The organism is Pseudomonas sp. PB3P13 (assembly GCF_054897735.1).
On sequence record NZ_CM142702.1, the window covers coordinates 3,451,492 to 3,467,232 of the forward strand.

17 protein-coding genes and 1 pseudogene are annotated in these 15,741 nt (G+C 58.6%); 12 read left to right on the forward strand and 6 right to left on the reverse strand.

Annotated elements, in window-relative coordinates; translation table 11 throughout:
- Positions 1 to 172 precede the first annotated feature (172 nt).
- Complete coding sequence (locus ACYZT1_RS15915; protein WP_462015663.1) at positions 173 to 1,207, forward strand: aldo/keto reductase; 1,035 nt, start codon at positions 173 to 175, stop codon at positions 1,205 to 1,207.
- 30 nt (positions 1,208 to 1,237) lie between these two features.
- Here ACYZT1_RS15915 and ACYZT1_RS15920 read toward each other — a convergent pair whose 3' ends face one another.
- Together ACYZT1_RS15920 and ACYZT1_RS15925 are read right to left on the reverse strand one after the other, a co-directional pair.
- Positions 1,238 to 2,752, reverse strand: a complete 1,515-nt coding sequence (locus ACYZT1_RS15920; protein ID WP_462015664.1) for an amino acid permease — start codon at positions 2,750 to 2,752, stop codon at positions 1,238 to 1,240.
- Positions 2,753 to 3,013: 261 nt separating this feature from the next.
- Positions 3,014 to 3,127: pseudogene (locus ACYZT1_RS15925) on the reverse strand (LysR family transcriptional regulator); the annotation flags it as partial.
- Between the two features lie 95 nt (positions 3,128 to 3,222).
- Between ACYZT1_RS15925 and ACYZT1_RS15930 the strand changes: the two are divergent.
- Genes ACYZT1_RS15930 through ACYZT1_RS15945 form a run of 4 tightly spaced genes read left to right on the forward strand, consistent with a single transcriptional unit; the run spans position 3,223 to position 4,191 of the window.
- Positions 3,223 to 3,414, forward strand: a complete 192-nt coding sequence (locus tag ACYZT1_RS15930; protein ID WP_462015665.1) for a zinc-binding dehydrogenase — start codon at positions 3,223 to 3,225, stop codon at positions 3,412 to 3,414.
- Positions 3,411 to 3,638: a hypothetical protein gene (locus tag ACYZT1_RS15935; protein ID WP_462015666.1), complete on the forward strand. Its 228-nt coding sequence runs from the start codon at positions 3,411 to 3,413 to the stop codon at positions 3,636 to 3,638. The genes ACYZT1_RS15930 and ACYZT1_RS15935 overlap by 4 nt, the downstream gene beginning before the upstream one ends.
- Positions 3,608 to 3,811, forward strand: coding sequence for a hypothetical protein (locus ACYZT1_RS15940; RefSeq protein WP_462015667.1), 204 nt, complete (start codon positions 3,608 to 3,610; stop codon positions 3,809 to 3,811). The genes ACYZT1_RS15935 and ACYZT1_RS15940 overlap by 31 nt, the downstream gene beginning before the upstream one ends.
- Positions 3,811 to 4,191, forward strand: a complete 381-nt coding sequence (locus tag ACYZT1_RS15945) for a hypothetical protein (protein WP_462015668.1) — start codon at positions 3,811 to 3,813, stop codon at positions 4,189 to 4,191. The genes ACYZT1_RS15940 and ACYZT1_RS15945 overlap by 1 nt, the downstream gene beginning before the upstream one ends.
- A gap of 302 nt (positions 4,192 to 4,493) precedes the next feature.
- Here the strand turns inward: ACYZT1_RS15945 and ACYZT1_RS15950 are convergent, their stop codons facing one another.
- Positions 4,494 to 6,353 (reverse strand): ABC transporter ATP-binding protein, encoded by a 1,860-nt coding sequence (locus tag ACYZT1_RS15950; RefSeq protein ID WP_462015669.1) that lies wholly within the window; start codon positions 6,351 to 6,353, stop codon positions 4,494 to 4,496.
- A 110-nt stretch (positions 6,354 to 6,463) separates the two neighbouring features.
- Positions 6,464 to 7,396, reverse strand: coding sequence for a LysR family transcriptional regulator (locus tag ACYZT1_RS15955; RefSeq protein ID WP_462015670.1), 933 nt, complete (start codon positions 7,394 to 7,396; stop codon positions 6,464 to 6,466).
- Positions 7,397 to 7,540: 144 nt separating this feature from the next.
- Here ACYZT1_RS15955 and ACYZT1_RS15960 point away from each other — a divergent pair, with 144 nt between their 5' ends.
- Both ACYZT1_RS15960 and ACYZT1_RS15965 read left to right on the forward strand, forming a co-directional pair.
- Complete coding sequence (locus ACYZT1_RS15960; RefSeq protein ID WP_462015671.1) at positions 7,541 to 8,584, forward strand: SDR family oxidoreductase; 1,044 nt, start codon at positions 7,541 to 7,543, stop codon at positions 8,582 to 8,584.
- Between the two features lie 56 nt (positions 8,585 to 8,640).
- A complete protein-coding gene (locus ACYZT1_RS15965; protein WP_462015672.1) occupies positions 8,641 to 9,951 on the forward strand; it encodes an NTP/NDP exchange transporter in 1,311 nt (436 codons plus the stop codon).
- Positions 9,952 to 10,064: 113 nt separating this feature from the next.
- On the opposite strand, the gene ACYZT1_RS15970 is transcribed toward ACYZT1_RS15965, so the two are convergent.
- A complete protein-coding gene (locus tag ACYZT1_RS15970) occupies positions 10,065 to 10,895 on the reverse strand; it encodes a LysR substrate-binding domain-containing protein (RefSeq protein WP_462015673.1) in 831 nt (276 codons plus the stop codon).
- Between the two features lie 100 nt (positions 10,896 to 10,995).
- Here ACYZT1_RS15970 and ACYZT1_RS15975 point away from each other — a divergent pair, with 100 nt between their 5' ends.
- Both ACYZT1_RS15975 and ACYZT1_RS15980 read left to right on the forward strand, forming a co-directional pair.
- Entirely contained in the window at positions 10,996 to 11,406 is a 411-nt protein-coding gene (locus ACYZT1_RS15975; RefSeq protein ID WP_462015674.1) for a hypothetical protein, read from the forward strand.
- Between the two features lie 36 nt (positions 11,407 to 11,442).
- A complete protein-coding gene (locus ACYZT1_RS15980; protein ID WP_462015675.1) occupies positions 11,443 to 12,327 on the forward strand; it encodes an arginase family protein in 885 nt (294 codons plus the stop codon).
- Positions 12,328 to 12,474: 147 nt separating this feature from the next.
- Here ACYZT1_RS15980 and ACYZT1_RS15985 read toward each other — a convergent pair whose 3' ends face one another.
- Positions 12,475 to 12,600, reverse strand: coding sequence for an SDR family oxidoreductase (locus ACYZT1_RS15985; protein WP_462015676.1), 126 nt, complete (start codon positions 12,598 to 12,600; stop codon positions 12,475 to 12,477).
- A 287-nt stretch (positions 12,601 to 12,887) separates the two neighbouring features.
- On the opposite strand from ACYZT1_RS15985, the gene katB reads away from it, so the two are divergent.
- The 3 genes from katB (at position 12,888) to soxR (ending at position 15,693) form a co-directional block, all read left to right on the forward strand.
- Positions 12,888 to 14,363: a catalase KatB gene (gene katB / locus ACYZT1_RS15990; RefSeq protein WP_462019262.1), complete on the forward strand. Its 1,476-nt coding sequence runs from the start codon at positions 12,888 to 12,890 to the stop codon at positions 14,361 to 14,363.
- A gap of 53 nt (positions 14,364 to 14,416) precedes the next feature.
- The gene (locus tag ACYZT1_RS15995; protein WP_462015677.1) at positions 14,417 to 14,971 is read left to right on the forward strand and encodes an ankyrin repeat domain-containing protein; all 555 of its coding nucleotides are present in this window, start codon (positions 14,417 to 14,419) and stop codon (positions 14,969 to 14,971) included.
- 293 nt (positions 14,972 to 15,264) lie between these two features.
- A complete protein-coding gene (gene soxR / locus ACYZT1_RS16000) occupies positions 15,265 to 15,693 on the forward strand; it encodes a redox-sensitive transcriptional activator SoxR (RefSeq protein ID WP_462019263.1) in 429 nt (142 codons plus the stop codon).
- Positions 15,694 to 15,741 lie beyond the last annotated feature (48 nt).

A 15,741-nucleotide genomic window follows, 5' to 3' on the forward strand; every position in this document is an offset into this window, starting at 1 on the left:
CAATCGGTCAATCACAGACGTTCGATCAAATCCGGTCTGGCAAATTACCAACAGTTCCGGCAGCCGGACTGCCACGGCGCGTTTGCAATTAGCCGTCTAAACTTCCTGCGCGTTCATTCACTTCCAACCCAGCGCAGGTCGCTGAAGCCTGCTGCCCCTGAAGGAGCACGCCATGCGTTATCGCATCTTTGGCAACACCGGCCTGCGGGTATCTTCGCTCGCGCTGGGCACGGGCAATTTCGGTAAAGGCTGGGGCTATGGCTCCGACGCAGACGAGGCCCGCAAGATCTACAACGGCTACCGTGAAATGGGAGGAAATTTCATCGATACGGCCGACCAATATCAATTTGGTCAGTCGGAATCGATGCTCGGCGATTTCATCGCCAGTGAGCGCGACGAAGTCGTGCTGGCGACCAAATTCTCGCTCGGCGATTCCCCCGATGCCGGCGTCCTCCGTTCCGGCAATAGCCGCAAAGCCATGCTCAGCTCGGTGGAAGCAAGCCTCAAGCGCCTCAAGACAGATCGAATTGATCTTTTGTGGGTGCACATGCCTGACGGCGTAACGCCTATCGACGAAATTGCACGGGGTCTGGACGACCTGATCCGCTCTGGCAAAGTTCTCTACAGCGGACTGTCCGACTTTCCGGCGTGGCGTGTGGCAACGGCAGCCACGCTGGCCGAGCTTCGGGGTTGGTCCGCCATCTCGGCGGTGCAATTGGAGCACAGCCTAGTGGAGCGGTCGGCCGAACGCGAACTTCTGCCGATGGCGGCTGCGTTCAACCTGGGAACGGTCGGATGGTCACCGCTGGGAGGTGGTTTGCTGACAGGTAAATACCGCAAAGGCGAAACCGGTCGTGCGCAGGGTCTGGGGGCGGTCATCCACGACGAGAGCAGCGAGCGCAAGACCACGACCGTGGATTCAGTATTGGCGATCGCCGAAGAGACCGGCCATACACCGGGTCAGATCGCAATCGCCTGGGTGCTGGCCAAGGGAACACTCCCCATCATCGGTCCACGTACGCCGGAGCAGATGGCCGATAACCTGGCATCGGCAGACGTTCAGTTGACGGCGGACCAGCTGCAACAGCTGGACGCGGTCAGCGCAATAACCCTTGGATTTCCACACGACGTAGTTGCTGCTTCAGGACCCTCGCTTGCCGGAGGCAAGGCAGACCTCATTGATGCAACGAACCGGGTTGTGAAATAGACACCAGCGTGAGTGCCAGCGATGTCCAAGCTATACCGGTATGACGCCAGCAACAATACCAATGACCGCCAGCACCGCAGCAATGGCAGTCACTATAAATATCCCGCGTTCAAAGGTCTTGAAGACCGGCCTGTTTTGCTCGCGCCTCGCCATTATGAAAAGGATGCTTCCGGGCGCGTAGATCACAGCAGAGAGCAGCAGGTATTTCATGCCACCTGCGACGACCATCAAAATGGTGTAGAGGGTTGCGATCAACGCAATAAATAGCTGCTGTTTCTGGCCACGAGCATCAGCCTCATAGCTTTCGCCCGACCATGCGAGCTTCAGGCCGTATGCAGCAACCAGCAGGTAGGGAATCAGGGTCAACGAACTGGTCAATTCCAGCGCAAGATCGAACGCGGAGTGTACGAACATCGTTAAAACCAAGAACGACTGGACAAAAATGTTCGTCAGCCACAGCGCCGAAGAGGGCACGTCATGGGCGTTCTGCTTTTCCAGAAACATTGGCATGGTCTTGTTGCGCGCTGCCGAAAAGAGCGCTTCGGCAGCGAGTAAAGACCATGACAGATACGCGCCCAGCACCGAGACCAACAGCCCGACACTGATGAGAATGGCTCCCCAGCGTCCGACAATTACCTCGAGAACGCCTGCCATGGATGGCTGACGTAAAGCGGCAAGCTCAGGCCGCAGGAGCACACCGTAAGACAGGATTGTGATCAGCATCAGTAACACCAGAACACAGACGAAGCCAAACACTGTAGCGAACCCGACATCTTTGCGATTACGCGCGTAACGCGAGTACACGCTAGCCCCTTCGATTCCGAGAAATACGAAGACCGTCACCAACATCGTGCTACGTACTTGCGTCAGTAGTGATTCCGCTTGCTGACTCGAGTTATCCATCGACGCACCAGCATGGCCAATCCTGCCAAAATCATCCAGGTGTGCAAGGTCTGCAGGAAGAGCCGTGGGAGCTATGTTGCCCCATAGATTCAGAACAAACAGGTCACTCTTGAACGCGAAGATTAATACCGCGACAAAAATCAGGATGGGGATGATCTTCGCCACCGTGACGATAGTGTTTATGGCAGCCGCGCCCTTGACACCACGCAGGATGAGAAAATGGAAAGCCCAGAGAAATGCGGAGGCGACGGCGACTGCGGCAAGCGTATTGCCTTCACCGAATACTGGAAAAAAAGCGCCCAATGTCGATTGGATCAAAATGAAATAGGAGACGTTGCCAATGCAAGTTCCTGCCCAGAATCCAAAGGCGGAAGCAAAACCAAGGTAGTTCCCGAAACCTGCATCGGCGTAGGCGAAAATCCCGGAGTCCAGCTCCGGTTTACGTTGCGCCAGATTTTGGAATACGAACGCCAGCATCAGCATACCGGCCCCTGCAATAGCCCAGGCGATCAATGCTCCAAAGACACCCGTAGCTCTACCGAACGTGGCAGGAAGTGAAAATATCCCTGCACCGATCATGGAACCTACTACGAGTGCCGTCAGCGCCCAGCGAGAGAGTTTCTGAGTTGAGTTATCAGGCACGTCGCGGCTCCATAGTGAAGTTGACAAACCGCTAAGTGACCATTGCTTCCTATACAGCCGGCCGCTGATGTCACTTAGTTGATGCATTCCGGTGCGGTGAATTGTTTTCTTTCTGAACAATCAGCGCGCTCGTCAAAAATCGTAATGAAGTGTGGTTGCTATCGGGGAGGTGTCAAGCTCGGTGTTTCCAGCTACTTCGGAAACGGATTGTGCTGGCTGGAGACGGCAACTGCCTCACTGATCGAGGTAACAGGGGGCAGCGGCAACGCTTTTGCCAACTGCCGAAGACGACACGCCCAATAGCCGTCCCGCCGCTACAAAGCTGCGGGTCTCGGCAACCTGGACGAAAACCGAGATTCCGCTGAGGTTGTCCATGCTCTCTCCTTGAGTCTGCGCCTTGGATTGCGGAACGAAACGTCCGATGTGTCCGGAACTCTAGCCTCTGTTTCCGCTGTCGTCTGCGACCTAGCATGCCGACGTCCATTGATCCCGCCCTGTTGGCCCAGGGCAAGGCGTTCGTATCCAACGGCCTGATCGACGGCAGCCTGTCCCCGGTGATCGCCAAAACCTTTGTCTTCGACGAGATCGTCGAGGCCCATCAGTACCTGGAAGCCGGTGAGCAGTTCGGCAAAGTTATCGTGACGCTGGAGGACCGACCATGAAAATGTTCAATCCGTTGTTCTTCATTGCCCTCGGTTTGTTCGGGGTCTACACCATCGAGTTCGGCGTGGTCGGTATTTTGCCGGTAATCATCGAACGCTACAGCGTCAGCGCGTCAGAGGCCGGTTACCCGATACCTTTGCCGGGCAGCGAACGCCGTACGGAGAACAGCTGGCTATCCTGCGCAAACCCACGTTGTGGCTCAATATCCTGGCCTCCACCCTGATCTTCGGTGCGATGTTTTCGGTGTATTCCTACAGCGCCGAGTACCTGTCTCGCGAAGCCGGCATGAGCGGAGAGGTGATCAGCGCCATGTTGATCCTGTTCGGCGTAGGCGGTGTGGCCGGTAATCTGCTGGCAGGCCGCTTACTGTCCAGAACAACGTGGGTACCACGCTGATGCATCCGATCATGCTGGGCGCGTCGTACCTGATCCTTCATTTCTTTACCAGCCCCGCCATCTTGCCGATGGTCTTGATCGTCTTGCTGTGGGGAGCCACTCACACCAGTGGCCTGATCGTGACCCAGGTCTGGCTGACCTCCGAAGCCCCGGAGGCTCCCGAGTTTGTGACAGGTCTCTATATTTCGTTCATCAACCTGGGCGTGACGCTCGGCGCAACAGCGGGTGGCTGGTTCCTCGCACGCATGGGCATGGAAGGAACCATTTTCAGCGGACTGGTTTTTTGTGCGCTCGCAGCCGCGGTGATCCTGACCAAGGTGCTTGTGTATGGGGTGCGAGAGCCAGGCCTTGCGCCGGAAACCCAAGCGGTTTTGCACTAAAATCATTCGTTGGAGACCGTGGCTTGCCACGGTCTTTCCGTACGCGATCACATGATCCCGCAGAGCGATCGATATTGCGGTAGGCAGCATTATGATGAGTCCATCGGCCGTTTCCAGCATAAGCCTGGAACAACGTTCTCGTTCACGACCGGCAGCCATTGGCCGATTGCGAGCCTCAACGAAGGTAGCTTTGGGCCATTTCCAGCTGCTCGCCACAGCTAGAAAACGGCTCAGAACAGCCGTCACCAAACGGCAACAGCCGGGCCTTCCTCTCTCGCCCCACTACTACGCACCCGCACCAATTACTCCTGATCCATCACCTCAACCACACCCTTGTCCTCACCCAGAAACCCGCCGCTCTGGTGCTGCCACAACCGCGCATAAACACCGTTCTTGTCGAGCAATTCGGCGTGGGTGCCCTGTTCGATGATGCGCCCGTCGTCCATGACGATGAGCCGGTCCATGGCCGCAATCGTCGACAGCCGATGGGCGATGGCGATCACGGTTTTGCCCTGCATCATTTCATCGAGGCTTTCCTGAATGGCGACTTCGACTTCCGAGTCCAGCGCGCTGGTGGCCTCGTCCAGCAGCAGGATCGGCGCGTTCTTGAGCATCACCCGGGCAATCGCGACGCGTTGGCGCTGGCCGCCCGACAGCTTGATGCCGCGCTCACCCACCAGGGTGTCGTAGCCGGTATGACCTTGTTTATCGCTCAGCTGGCTGATGAACCCGTCGGCCTGGGCATTGGCCGCAGCAGTGCGGATTTGCGCGTCGGTCGCATCGGGTCGACCGTAGGCGATGTTGTCGCGGATGGAACGGTGCAGCAGGGAGGTATCCTGGGTGACCATGCCGATGGAACTGCGCAGGCTGTCTTGCGTCACGTGCGCGATGTTTTGGCCATCGATGCGAATCTCGCCGCTGTCGACGTCGTAGAAGCGCAGCAGCAAGTTGATCAGCGTGGATTTGCCGGCGCCGGAGCGGCCCACCAGGCCGATTTTTTCGCCCGGGCGGATGTTCAGGCTAAGGCCATCGAGCACCTGGCGTTCGCCATTGTAGTTGAAGCTCACATTATCGAAGGTCACCGCGCCGCCGGATGTCACCAGCGCATCCGCGTCGGGCGCGTCCTGCACCTTGGTGCCCAGGGTCAGCGTTGCCATGCCATCCTGAACGGTGCCGATGCTCTCGAACAGCGAGGTCATTTGCCACATGATCCAATGCGACATGCCGTTGATACGCAACGCCATGGCGGTGATCGCCGCCACGGCACCCGCGCCCACCTCCCCCTGATGCCACAGCCACAAGGCATAACCCCCTGCTGCCATGATCAACGCCACCACCAATGCCTGGTTGACGATCTCGAACTGGCTGACCAGGCGCATCTGGCGAAAACCGGTTTGCTTGAAATCCTCCATCGCTGCTCGCGCAAAATGCGCTTCACGATTGGAGTGGGAAAACAGCTTCACCGTGGTGATGTTGGTGTACGCATCCGAAATGCGCCCGGTCATCATCGATCGCGCATTGGCTTGCTCCTGCCCGACTTTCCCCAAGCGCGGCACGAAGTACACCATCGCCAGCCCGAACAACACGATCCAGGCCACGAACGGCAGCATCAGTTTCAGTGCGAAGCCGCCGGCCAAGGCAATGATCGCGATGAAATACACGCCAATCCCGGGTGCGATCTCGATCAGGGTGAACAGCACGTCGCGCACCGCCAGCGCCGTCTGCATCACCTTGGTCGTGACCCGGCCGGAAAACTCATCGGAAAAAAACGACAGGCTCTGCCGCAGCATCAGGCGGTGGAAATCCCACCGCAGCCGCAACGGCAAATTGATCGCCAATATCTGGTGCTGCACCATGGTGCGCAACGCCACCAACCCAACGCTGGACACCATCACGATGCCCATGCCCCACAGCACGCGACTTTCCTGCGCAGCGGCATCACCGCCGGCCTGCCAGGTCGAGAGCAGGTCCACGACTTGCCCGAGGAAGGCAAACAGCCAGGCTTCGTAAATCGACACGCCGGCGCTGAGCAGCGCAAACGCGAGGATATAACCGCGCGCGCCCCGCGTGCAGGCCCACAGGAACCTCGCCAGGCCGTTGGGTGGCGGGGGTACCTCATCGGGAGGAAAAGGGTCGAGCCTTCGTTCAAACGCACGAAGCATGGTGGTCTCCAAAACGATCAAGTTGGGGGGATTCTGCCATGAACGGCGGCTTTGAGGGTTTTGTGAGGTTGGGGGTCGGTGCTTTTTAACAAGTGGCCGGAGCGTGTCGTTCAGAGATTAACGTTGGCGACGCCTGAGTTCAGGCGCGGCTGCGCTTCGGCCCTGAGAAAGTCGACGAACGCCCTGAGCGGCGAAGGCATGTGACGGCGCCCGTGGTAGTAAAGAAACGGGCCGTCGAATGCCTGCCACCAGTCCTCGAGAATCGGCACGAGCCGGCCATCGGAAAGCGGCTCGCGCAGGAAGTCCTCGAAGGTGTAGACGATGCCAAGCCCGTTGATGGCTGAGCGAATCGTCAAGTCGTGCGACGACGTCAGCAACTGCCCCTGGGGCGGGATGCGCACAACGCGCCCGCCTCTTTGAAACTCAAACACGCCCACTTTTCCACTCTCGAATCGATGGCCAAGCAACGCGTGGTCTATCAGTTCTTCGGGCTGCGCAGGCGTGCCACGTTCGGCCAGATAGCGCGGGGCGGCGGCGGCAACGAAGCGCTGGCGACGCGGGCCGATGGGCACCGCGATCATGTCCTTGGCCAGACTCTCTTCATAGCGCACACCCGCGTCATACCCGCCTGCAATAACGTCGATAAAGGTGTTCTCCATGACCACCTCGACGTTAACCCCTGGATAAAGTCGCAGAAAACGCGCCAACAGGTCGGGCAACAGAAAGCGTGCCACAGGCACCGGCACATTGAGCTTCAACGTGCCAACCGGGCGCTGAGCGTCGTCGTCCAGGTCGTTGAAAGCGGCGTCAATTTCCTGCAAGGCCGGGCACAGGCGCTCGAGCAATCGCTCTCCCGCAGCCGTGGGCGTGACACTGCGTGTGGTCCGATTGAGCAGGCGCAAGCCCAGATCGCTTTCCAGCCGACGTATGCAGTCACTCAACGATGAGGCGGACAGGCCTCGCTTTTGCGCAGCGGCGCGGAATCCGCCCGCTTCGACCACCGCAGCAAATAACGTGACGTCGGTAAGGTTTGGTTTACGCATGAGCTCTCCTCCAGAGGGGCTCAGTGTACGCCCGACCGTACGGCCCATCCATCAAAGCCCGACTTATTCTCAGGCAGTCGTACACCGATACTTGCCTCTCGCCCCGTCACCCGGGAACACACAACGCGAAAGGAGAATTTCCCAATGAGTTACTCAGTCACCACGCCAAAAAACAGCGCGAGCCGAAACATCCTCCGTGCCGCCCGAGCGCTGTTCGCCGGGGCCGCGCTGGCCGCACTGGCCGCGCAAGCCACCCCGCGTACCGAGCCCAAGCCGGACTGGTCAACGCACGACATGCCTGACCAAAAAGGCCGCATCGTGCTGGTGACCGGGGGCACCAGTGGCATGGGCTACGAGGACGCGCTGGCACTGACGCGAGCCGGTGCGCAAGTCATCATCGCCGCACGGAATGCCGAGCGCGGTCGCGAAGCGATTGCAAAAATCAAGCAGGTCGTGCCCGAGGCGCGCGTGCAATTCGAAGCGTTGGATCTCGCCAATCTCCAATCCGTGCGCGACCTCGCCAGCCGCCTGCAGGGGCGCCTGCAAAAGCTGGACGTGCTGATCAACAACGCCGCCATCATGTCGCCGCCGACCCGAGGCGTTTCGGCCGATGGATACGAGATGCAGCTGGCGACCAACTACCTGGGCCATTTCGCCTTGACCGGCCTGCTGATGCCCTTGCTACGCCAAAGTGACGATGCACGGGTGGTCAGCCTGTCGAGCATCGCCGCAATGCGCGCAAACCTGAACCTCGATGACCTGCAGGCCGAGCGCAAGTACGACCCTTTCTCCTCATACAGCCAATCGAAACTGGCGGTACTGATGTGGAGTATTCAACTGCAGCAGCGCAGCGATGCCGCCGGTTGGGGAATACGCAGCATCGCCGCTCACCCAGGCGTTGCCGTGACCGAGTTGATTGCCCGTGGCCCCGGACTCAACAGCGAATTTGGCAAGCAATGGGCCAAAGACCGGGACGTGTATCACTCCGCAGCGCAGGGCGCGCTGCCCACGCTTTATGCGGCGACGGCGCCGGAGGCCGTCGGGGGTGCCTATTACGGGCCCACCGGGGATGACGAAAAGCGCGGCCCGCTGGGCTTCGCCAAGATGCCTCAGGCAGCCGCCGACCGCTCCAGTTCCGACGCGCTGTGGCAACTCTCAGAGCGACTGACCGGCGTCACCTACCGCTGACCGCGATGGCGCGGACGTGTCCGTGCCTCGCATCGCCACTCCCTCAGGAGCACACTATGGATATGTCCCGTCTCACCCACCGTGCGAGCGTCATCATCAATGCCCAAGACCACGAACTGCGCCCGGCGCTCGATGGTTTTCTGCTGTTCGTTTGCCTGTTTGCCGGATATTTCATGCTACGTCCGATCCGCGAATCGATGGGTATATCCGCCGGCGTAGACAACTTGCAGTGGCTGTTCACCGCGACTTTTCTGGTCATGCTGGCGGCCGTTCCGCTGTTCGCCTGGCTCAGCGCACGCGTGCCGCGCCTGCATTTCGTGGGCTGGGTGTACGGCTTTTTCTGCGCCAACCTGCTGTTGTTTGCCGTCTTGTTCCTGGGCGAGGACAGCCCGTGGCTGGCCCGGCTGTTTTACGTCTGGATCTCGGTCTACAACCTGTTCGTCGTATCGGTGGCCTGGAGTCTGATGGCCGACGTATTCGATAGCGCCCAGGCCAAACGCCTGTTCGCCTTCATCGCAGCGGGCGCCAGCGTCGGCGGCCTGAGTGGCCCGGTGCTGAGTGCCCTGTTGATCGGTCCGTTGGGTGAGTCCGGCTTGATGCTGCTTGCCGCTGTTTTGCTGGGTACTGCAATACTGTTCAAGCGAAGGCTGATGCACTGGCGTGAACGGGGTGGCGCAGGACGCCCCGGCGCCGCGCCCAGCGAAAACCCACAAAGGCCGTTGCCCGGCAACCCCTTCAGCGGTCTGACGGCCGTTTTGAAATCACCCTATCTGCTCGGTATCTCCGGCTTTGTGGTGCTGCTGGCCTCGGTCACTACCTTTCTCTACTTCGAGCAGGCGCGTGTCGTCGCCGAACACTACCCTGACCGCGAGGCGCAGGTACGCGTTTTCGGGATCATCGACTTCGTCGTGCAGGCGGGCGCCCTGCTCGCTCAATTGTTCATCACTGGACGCATCGCCCAACGGCTAGGGGTCGGCGTGCTGCTGGCGATCGTGCCGCTAGTCATGTGCGCGGGTTTCATAGGGCTGATGTTCGCGCCCAGTTTCGGCCTGATCGCCGCGCTCATGATCGTCCGCCGCGTTGGCGAGTACGCCTTCGTGCGCCCGGGGCGGGAGATGCTGTTTGCCCCGCTCGATGCCGAGAGCAAATACAAGGCAAAGAACGTCATCGACACCGTGATCTATCGCGCCGGCGACGCCATCAGTGCCTGGGCCAAAAGCGCATTGGACATGCTCGGCCAAGGCGCCGGCATGGCGGCGCTGATCGGCGCACTGTGTGCAATGCTGTGGGGCCTGCTGGGTTGGCGGCTTGGCAAGCGGGTGGACCGACGATCTGATGTGCCGGCAGCACTGCCCGTCACCACCTAGCAATGGCCTCGACGGTTTCGCTGGCACGGGCACGCTTCCTGTAGCGCGTCAAAGCGAGGGCCTGTGTCAGGCTCACTGGCAGAAACTCAACTACCCAGCGGTACCCACTGTTATCAGAATCCGTAGTCCAGGTTCTCAAAAAAAACTCCCGCCTCTTCTACGAAAGCTCTGAGGTTGGCAGTTCGTTGTCGGTCCGCCCTGTAGACGAGGCTCAGCGGCATCGAAGGCCCCTGATATTCTTGAAGTATGGGCACCAGCAGCCCCGCCGCTATAGCGTCGGCGAGTGTGTCTTCAGCGCCGAGGACGATCCCGAAATTGTTTACGCCTGCGGTAATCAGCGCTCGCATATCGTTGACCGATAACCGGCTCTTGAAGCGCGCTTCATGTTGTTCTCCATCTTTGGAGAAGCGCCAACATTGTTCAGAAGTCCGATCCGCAAACATGTACGACACACAGTTATGCGCCGCTAGATCTTCAGGGGTACCGGGTGTACCAAACTTCTCGATGTACGCCGGCGATGCGCACGCGACCAACTGGTACTTTTTCAGCTGGCGCCTGACAAGCGAATCGGCTTCCAGGTGTAGACCGCCTATGCGAATGGCGGCTTCGTACCCATCATCCGTGAGGTCAACAAATCTATCTGTCAGCGTCAGTGATATTTCTATCTTCGGATAACGTTCGAGGAACATTTGTATGAACTTCATGAAGCTCCCCGCCCCGAAATTGATCGGCGCACTGATGCGCAACTTCCCGCTCGGAGCGCTAAGCGCTTCGTTGGCCATTGACTCAGCGGCTTCCGTCTCGGCGAGGATCAGTTTGCAGCGATCCAGATAACGTGTACCGAACTCGGTCAGACTTTGACGCCGCGTGGTTCGATTCAGCAAACGTACACCGAGGCGGCTCTCCAGTGCCTGGATGCAATTACCATTGTCCAACGTCTTCAAATGCACCTTGTGGGAACGTCGAGATTTTTATAAACCAGTCGATACACGACTTAACAGTTGATAGCGCTGACGAGTCGGGTCCTCTTAAACATGGGCACCCGTGGCCGCGATTACATTAGGGACGTTCAGCTTCGTGACAGCTGAATTCCTCCCTGTTGGTGTACTACCGGAAGTTGCATCCAGTTTTGCGTTCAGTCCAGGTCATGTCGGGCTCATGGTGACATTGCCGGGGCTTCTGGCTGCCATTGGAGCACCCGGTGTTCTGCTTCTTGCCGGCAATATTAATCGCCGCTCGGTGCTGATCTTTTGCATCGTCCCTTCGGTAAATGAGGAAGCCTCCTCGACCGTATTCATTACAATAATTCAACTTGCAATTGCCGCCGGCTCGGGTTTTGGCGGCGGCATTGTCGACCGCTTCGGGCTAGCCACGGTGTTCTTCGCTGGAGCACTTCTGTATGTGCTGGCGATTGTTTTCCTGTCGACAAGCCTTGCGCTTGCACGACGTGCCTGATCAGGTATTGAACCAAGAGACCGAGGACTCACCCCTATGAACACACCACAAGATCTCACGCTACGATTGCTGTTTCCTCAATGGCAGGGTGGTAACAATCCGCCCTACCACTTTGGGGCGCAGCTTCTCTCCTGGCTCGCACCTGCCCCATCAGGCCCGGTCGCCGAAGTCACGGTCGACGCGCCAACAGATGAACCACTGCCATTGGAGAATGGCATCCTCGGGCGTGGCGCACTTCTCAAACAAATGCGTAACGCGCGCGCGTTGATTGATCAACATGCGCCGGACAGGGTCGTTATTCTGGGCGGCGATTGCCTGGTAGATCTGGCGCCGTTCGCTTACCTGAATGAGCGCTACGACGGTGACCTTGCAGTGCTCTGGGTAGATGCGCATCCGGATGTCTTGACCCCCCATGACTTTTCCAATGCCCACGCCATGGTGCTGGGAAATCTCTTGGGTGAAGGTGACGCCGAATTCGCCGACGCGGTAAAGCGTCCACTCAAGCCACAGAACGTGATGTATGTCGGTTTACAAGCAACCACTCCGGTTGAAACAGCATTGATCGAACGCCTGGGGTTGAGCAAAGCAAGCCCGGCGGAACTGGCGGTCAGCAGTGAACCGATCCTGAGGTGGTTCCGGTCAACCGGGGCAAAACATCTGGCGATCCATTTGGATCTCGATGTACTCGATCCACATTTTTTTCGTTCGCTCTTATTCGCTAATCCTCTGACACCAGCGGGCACGTTTGACGGGATTGCTCAAGGCAAAATGACCATCACCGATATGGTCAGGGTATTGGCAGATGTTGCGGCTATTGCCGACGTTGTCGGAATCGGTATCGCCGAGCACCTCCCATGGGACGCGTTAGCGCTTAAGAACATGCTAAAGGATCTTCCCCTGATTGGACGTGGTCCCCGGTAGTCCCTGGCAACAATACAAGTTGCGCGGCTCTATAAAGTTCCAAAAACAAGGGCTGCTGTTCCAGACATCGGTGGCTCGATGCGGATTATCAGCCGCGCCCCCCGCTCCACCGCAACGGGGCGTGCGCCTGAAGTTTACCCTGTCGCGTCAGTAACCCACACCCCGAACACCGCCCGAAGCCCGGATGGATTCTCCCGTCACCCAGTGCGATTCGCTCGATGCCAAAAACACGGCCAAAGGCGCGATAACTTCGGGCTCTGCGAAGCGACCCAAGGGGTCACCGCGAGAAGCTTTTCGCCAAACTCACCGGCAAAATTTCCCCGGGCGATCCCGGCGCCTATGCCTTTGGACGCTCTCAGACCTCTGACCGCGACGGCGCAACCCCAGGCACCGGGCGTCCGTCAATATTTGTTAATTTATCAAACACATAGTCAGAAATCATTCAGCAATGGCGGGTTTGAACCCTAGGCTTCAACTCTCAGAAAAACCAAAAACAGAGAGAGTCCGAGATGTATTTACCCCGTTCCCCTATCGCTGCCAGCCTGATTGGCGCAAGCCTGATGGTCAGTTTTGCAGCTTACGCAGACACCCTGACCCGCGACAACGGCGCCGCCGTCGGCGATAACCAGAACTCCCAGACCGCCGGCCCAACCGGCCCGATCCTGTTGCAAGACGTGCAATTGCTGCAAAAACTCCAGCGCTTTGATCGTGAACGGATTCCGGAGCGTGTAGTGCATGCTCGCGGTACTGGCGTGCATGGCGAATTTGTTGCTTCCGATGACGCCTCTGATCTGAGCAAAGCCAAGGTCTTCCGCAAAGGCGAGCACACCCCGGTATTCGTGCGGTTTTCAGCCGTTGTCCACGGCAACCACTCCCCTGAAACTCTGCGTGACCCCCGCGGCTTTGCCACCAAGTTCTACACTGCCGACGGCAATTGGGACCTGGTCGGTAATAACTTCCCGACGTTTTTCATCCGCGACGCGGTCAAGTTCCCGGACATGGTCCACGCCTTCAAGCCTGACCCGCGCACCAACCTGGATGACGATTCGCGACGTTTCGATTTCTTCTCCCACGTCCCGGAAGCTACGCGCACGTTGACTTTGCTGTACTCCAACGAAGGCACACCAGCCAGCTATCGCACCATGGACGGCAACAGCGTGCACGCCTACAAACTGGTGAACGCCAAGGGCGAAGTCAACTATGTGAAGTTCCACTGGAAAAGCCTGCAGGGCCTGAAAAATCTGGATCCAAAGCAGGTGGCTGAAGTGCAGTCCAAGGACTACAGTCACCTGACCAACGATCTGGTTGCCGCCATCAATAAGGCCGAGTTTCCGAAGTGGGACCTGTACGTCCAGGTGGTCAAGCCTGACGACTTGGCGAAGTTCGACTTCGACCCGCTGGACGCCACCAAAATCTGGCCAGGTATTCCCGAGCGCAAAATCGGCCAGATGGTCTTGAACAAGAATGTGAATAACTTCTTCCAGGAAACCGAGCAGGTCGCCATGGCGCCAGCCAACGTCGTGCCGGGTATTGAGCCTTCGGAAGATCGCCTGCTGCAAGGTCGGGTCTTTTCCTACGCTGACACGCAGCTCTATCGCGTGGGCACTAACGTACTGAGCCTTCCCATCAACGCTCCACGGGTCAAGGTCAACAACGGCAATCAGGACGGCACGCTCAATACCGGGCATACCACGACCGGCGTGAACTACGAGCCAAGCCGACTCAATCCGCGTCCAGCGGTTGAAGAGGCGCGCTACAGCCAACTGCCATTGTCCGGCAGCACACAACAGGCCAAGACCCAGCGCGAGCAAAACTTCAAGCAGGCGGGCGCCTTGTATCGTTCCTACAGCGAGAAGGACCGCAAGGATCTGATTCAGAGCTTTGGTGAATCACTGGCGACCACCGATACCGAAAGCAAGAACATCATGCTGTCGTTCCTCTACAAGGCAGATCCGGAATACGGCACCGGCGTAGCCCAGGTTGCCAAGGGCGATTTGGCCAAGGTCAAGCAACTGGCCGCTGCACTGAAGGACTGACCGACCACCTCGGCCCGTTTGCTCGGCGGGTCGGGGCTTTTGGAGGACATCACATGCGCACGACCCTTTATGCTTTGCTGCTGTGCATAACTGCGGGCGTGGCCCACGCCAACCCGTCAGATACCCGCACCGCTGCCTATACCCAGGCACAACTTCGGGAGTTGTTTTTTCAGGCCGCCCGAGACGGCCGCCAAGACATGCTCAACGAGTTCATCAATGCCAGGTTCGATCTGAACGTTCAGGACGAAAAAGGCTATACCGCACTGATTCTCGCCGCTTACCACGGCCAACAACCTACCGTAACCCGACTTCTAAACGCTGGCGCTGATCCCTGCGCCAAAGATCTAAGGGGCAACACGGCATTGATGGGGGCGATCTTCAAAGGCGAACTCAGCATCGCTCGGCAACTGGTCGCCGCCGACTGCGCGCCCGATCAACGCAATAACGCTGGTCAGACGGCCGCCATGTATGCGGCGCTGTTCCAGCGCAAAGATATTCTTGAATCACTGGTAGCCAAAGGCGCGGATCTCAATGCAACGGACACCATGGGCAACCGGGTGCAAAACCTGGAGCGCGGCGAATTCCAGCCGTTGCCGACGACCAGGTGACTTATGCAAAGTGCATCCTGTAGCCCAGATATCTTTGACTCGAAGCGGAGCTTTTTGTCCGACAAGCTTTCGTTCCGCCGCTTTGGTCAACGTCTACCCAAGGCCATCGCTGAAGACCCCGGCGACGTGGTCAAGTCGTACCTGAAATCCTGGCACCTGGGGCGAGTACAATCTATGCACGTGGCTGGCGCACAGGCGCGATCTTGCGTAGTGCAATGCGCGGCTGTCAGGCTAGCGGACCTCACTATTTTGATGGATGCAGGCTGGAGCGAAACAGGGTGAAAAGCTTGAGAATGCTCTCGGTCGGCGAGGTGGCGCGGCGTGCCGGGGTGGCTGTTTCAGCGCTGCACTTTTACGAAAAGAAAGGTCTGATCGCCAGCGTCCGCACCAGCGGAAATCAGCGCCAGTTTCCGGCGCACGTGCTCAGATACGTCGCCGTGATCAAGGTCGCGCAGCGCGCAGGCATCTCACTGAAAGAGATCAAGCAGGCGCTTGATGCTTACCCGTCGGACAGCAAACTGGCGGCCGGCCAATGGCGCGATATCTCGTCGCACTGGCGAGACAACCTCAACGAACGCATCATCATGCTCACGCGCCTTCGCGACGAGCTGGATGGCTGCATCGGCTGCGGTTGTCTGTCGCTGGAAGACTGTCCGCTGCGAAACCCGGCCGACAAGTTCGGCGAGCAAGGCTCGGGGGCTGGGCTGCTGGAACGTGATTAGTTGGCAGCCACAGGTTCGGCAAAAATGGGCTTGACCTCAATATACGTT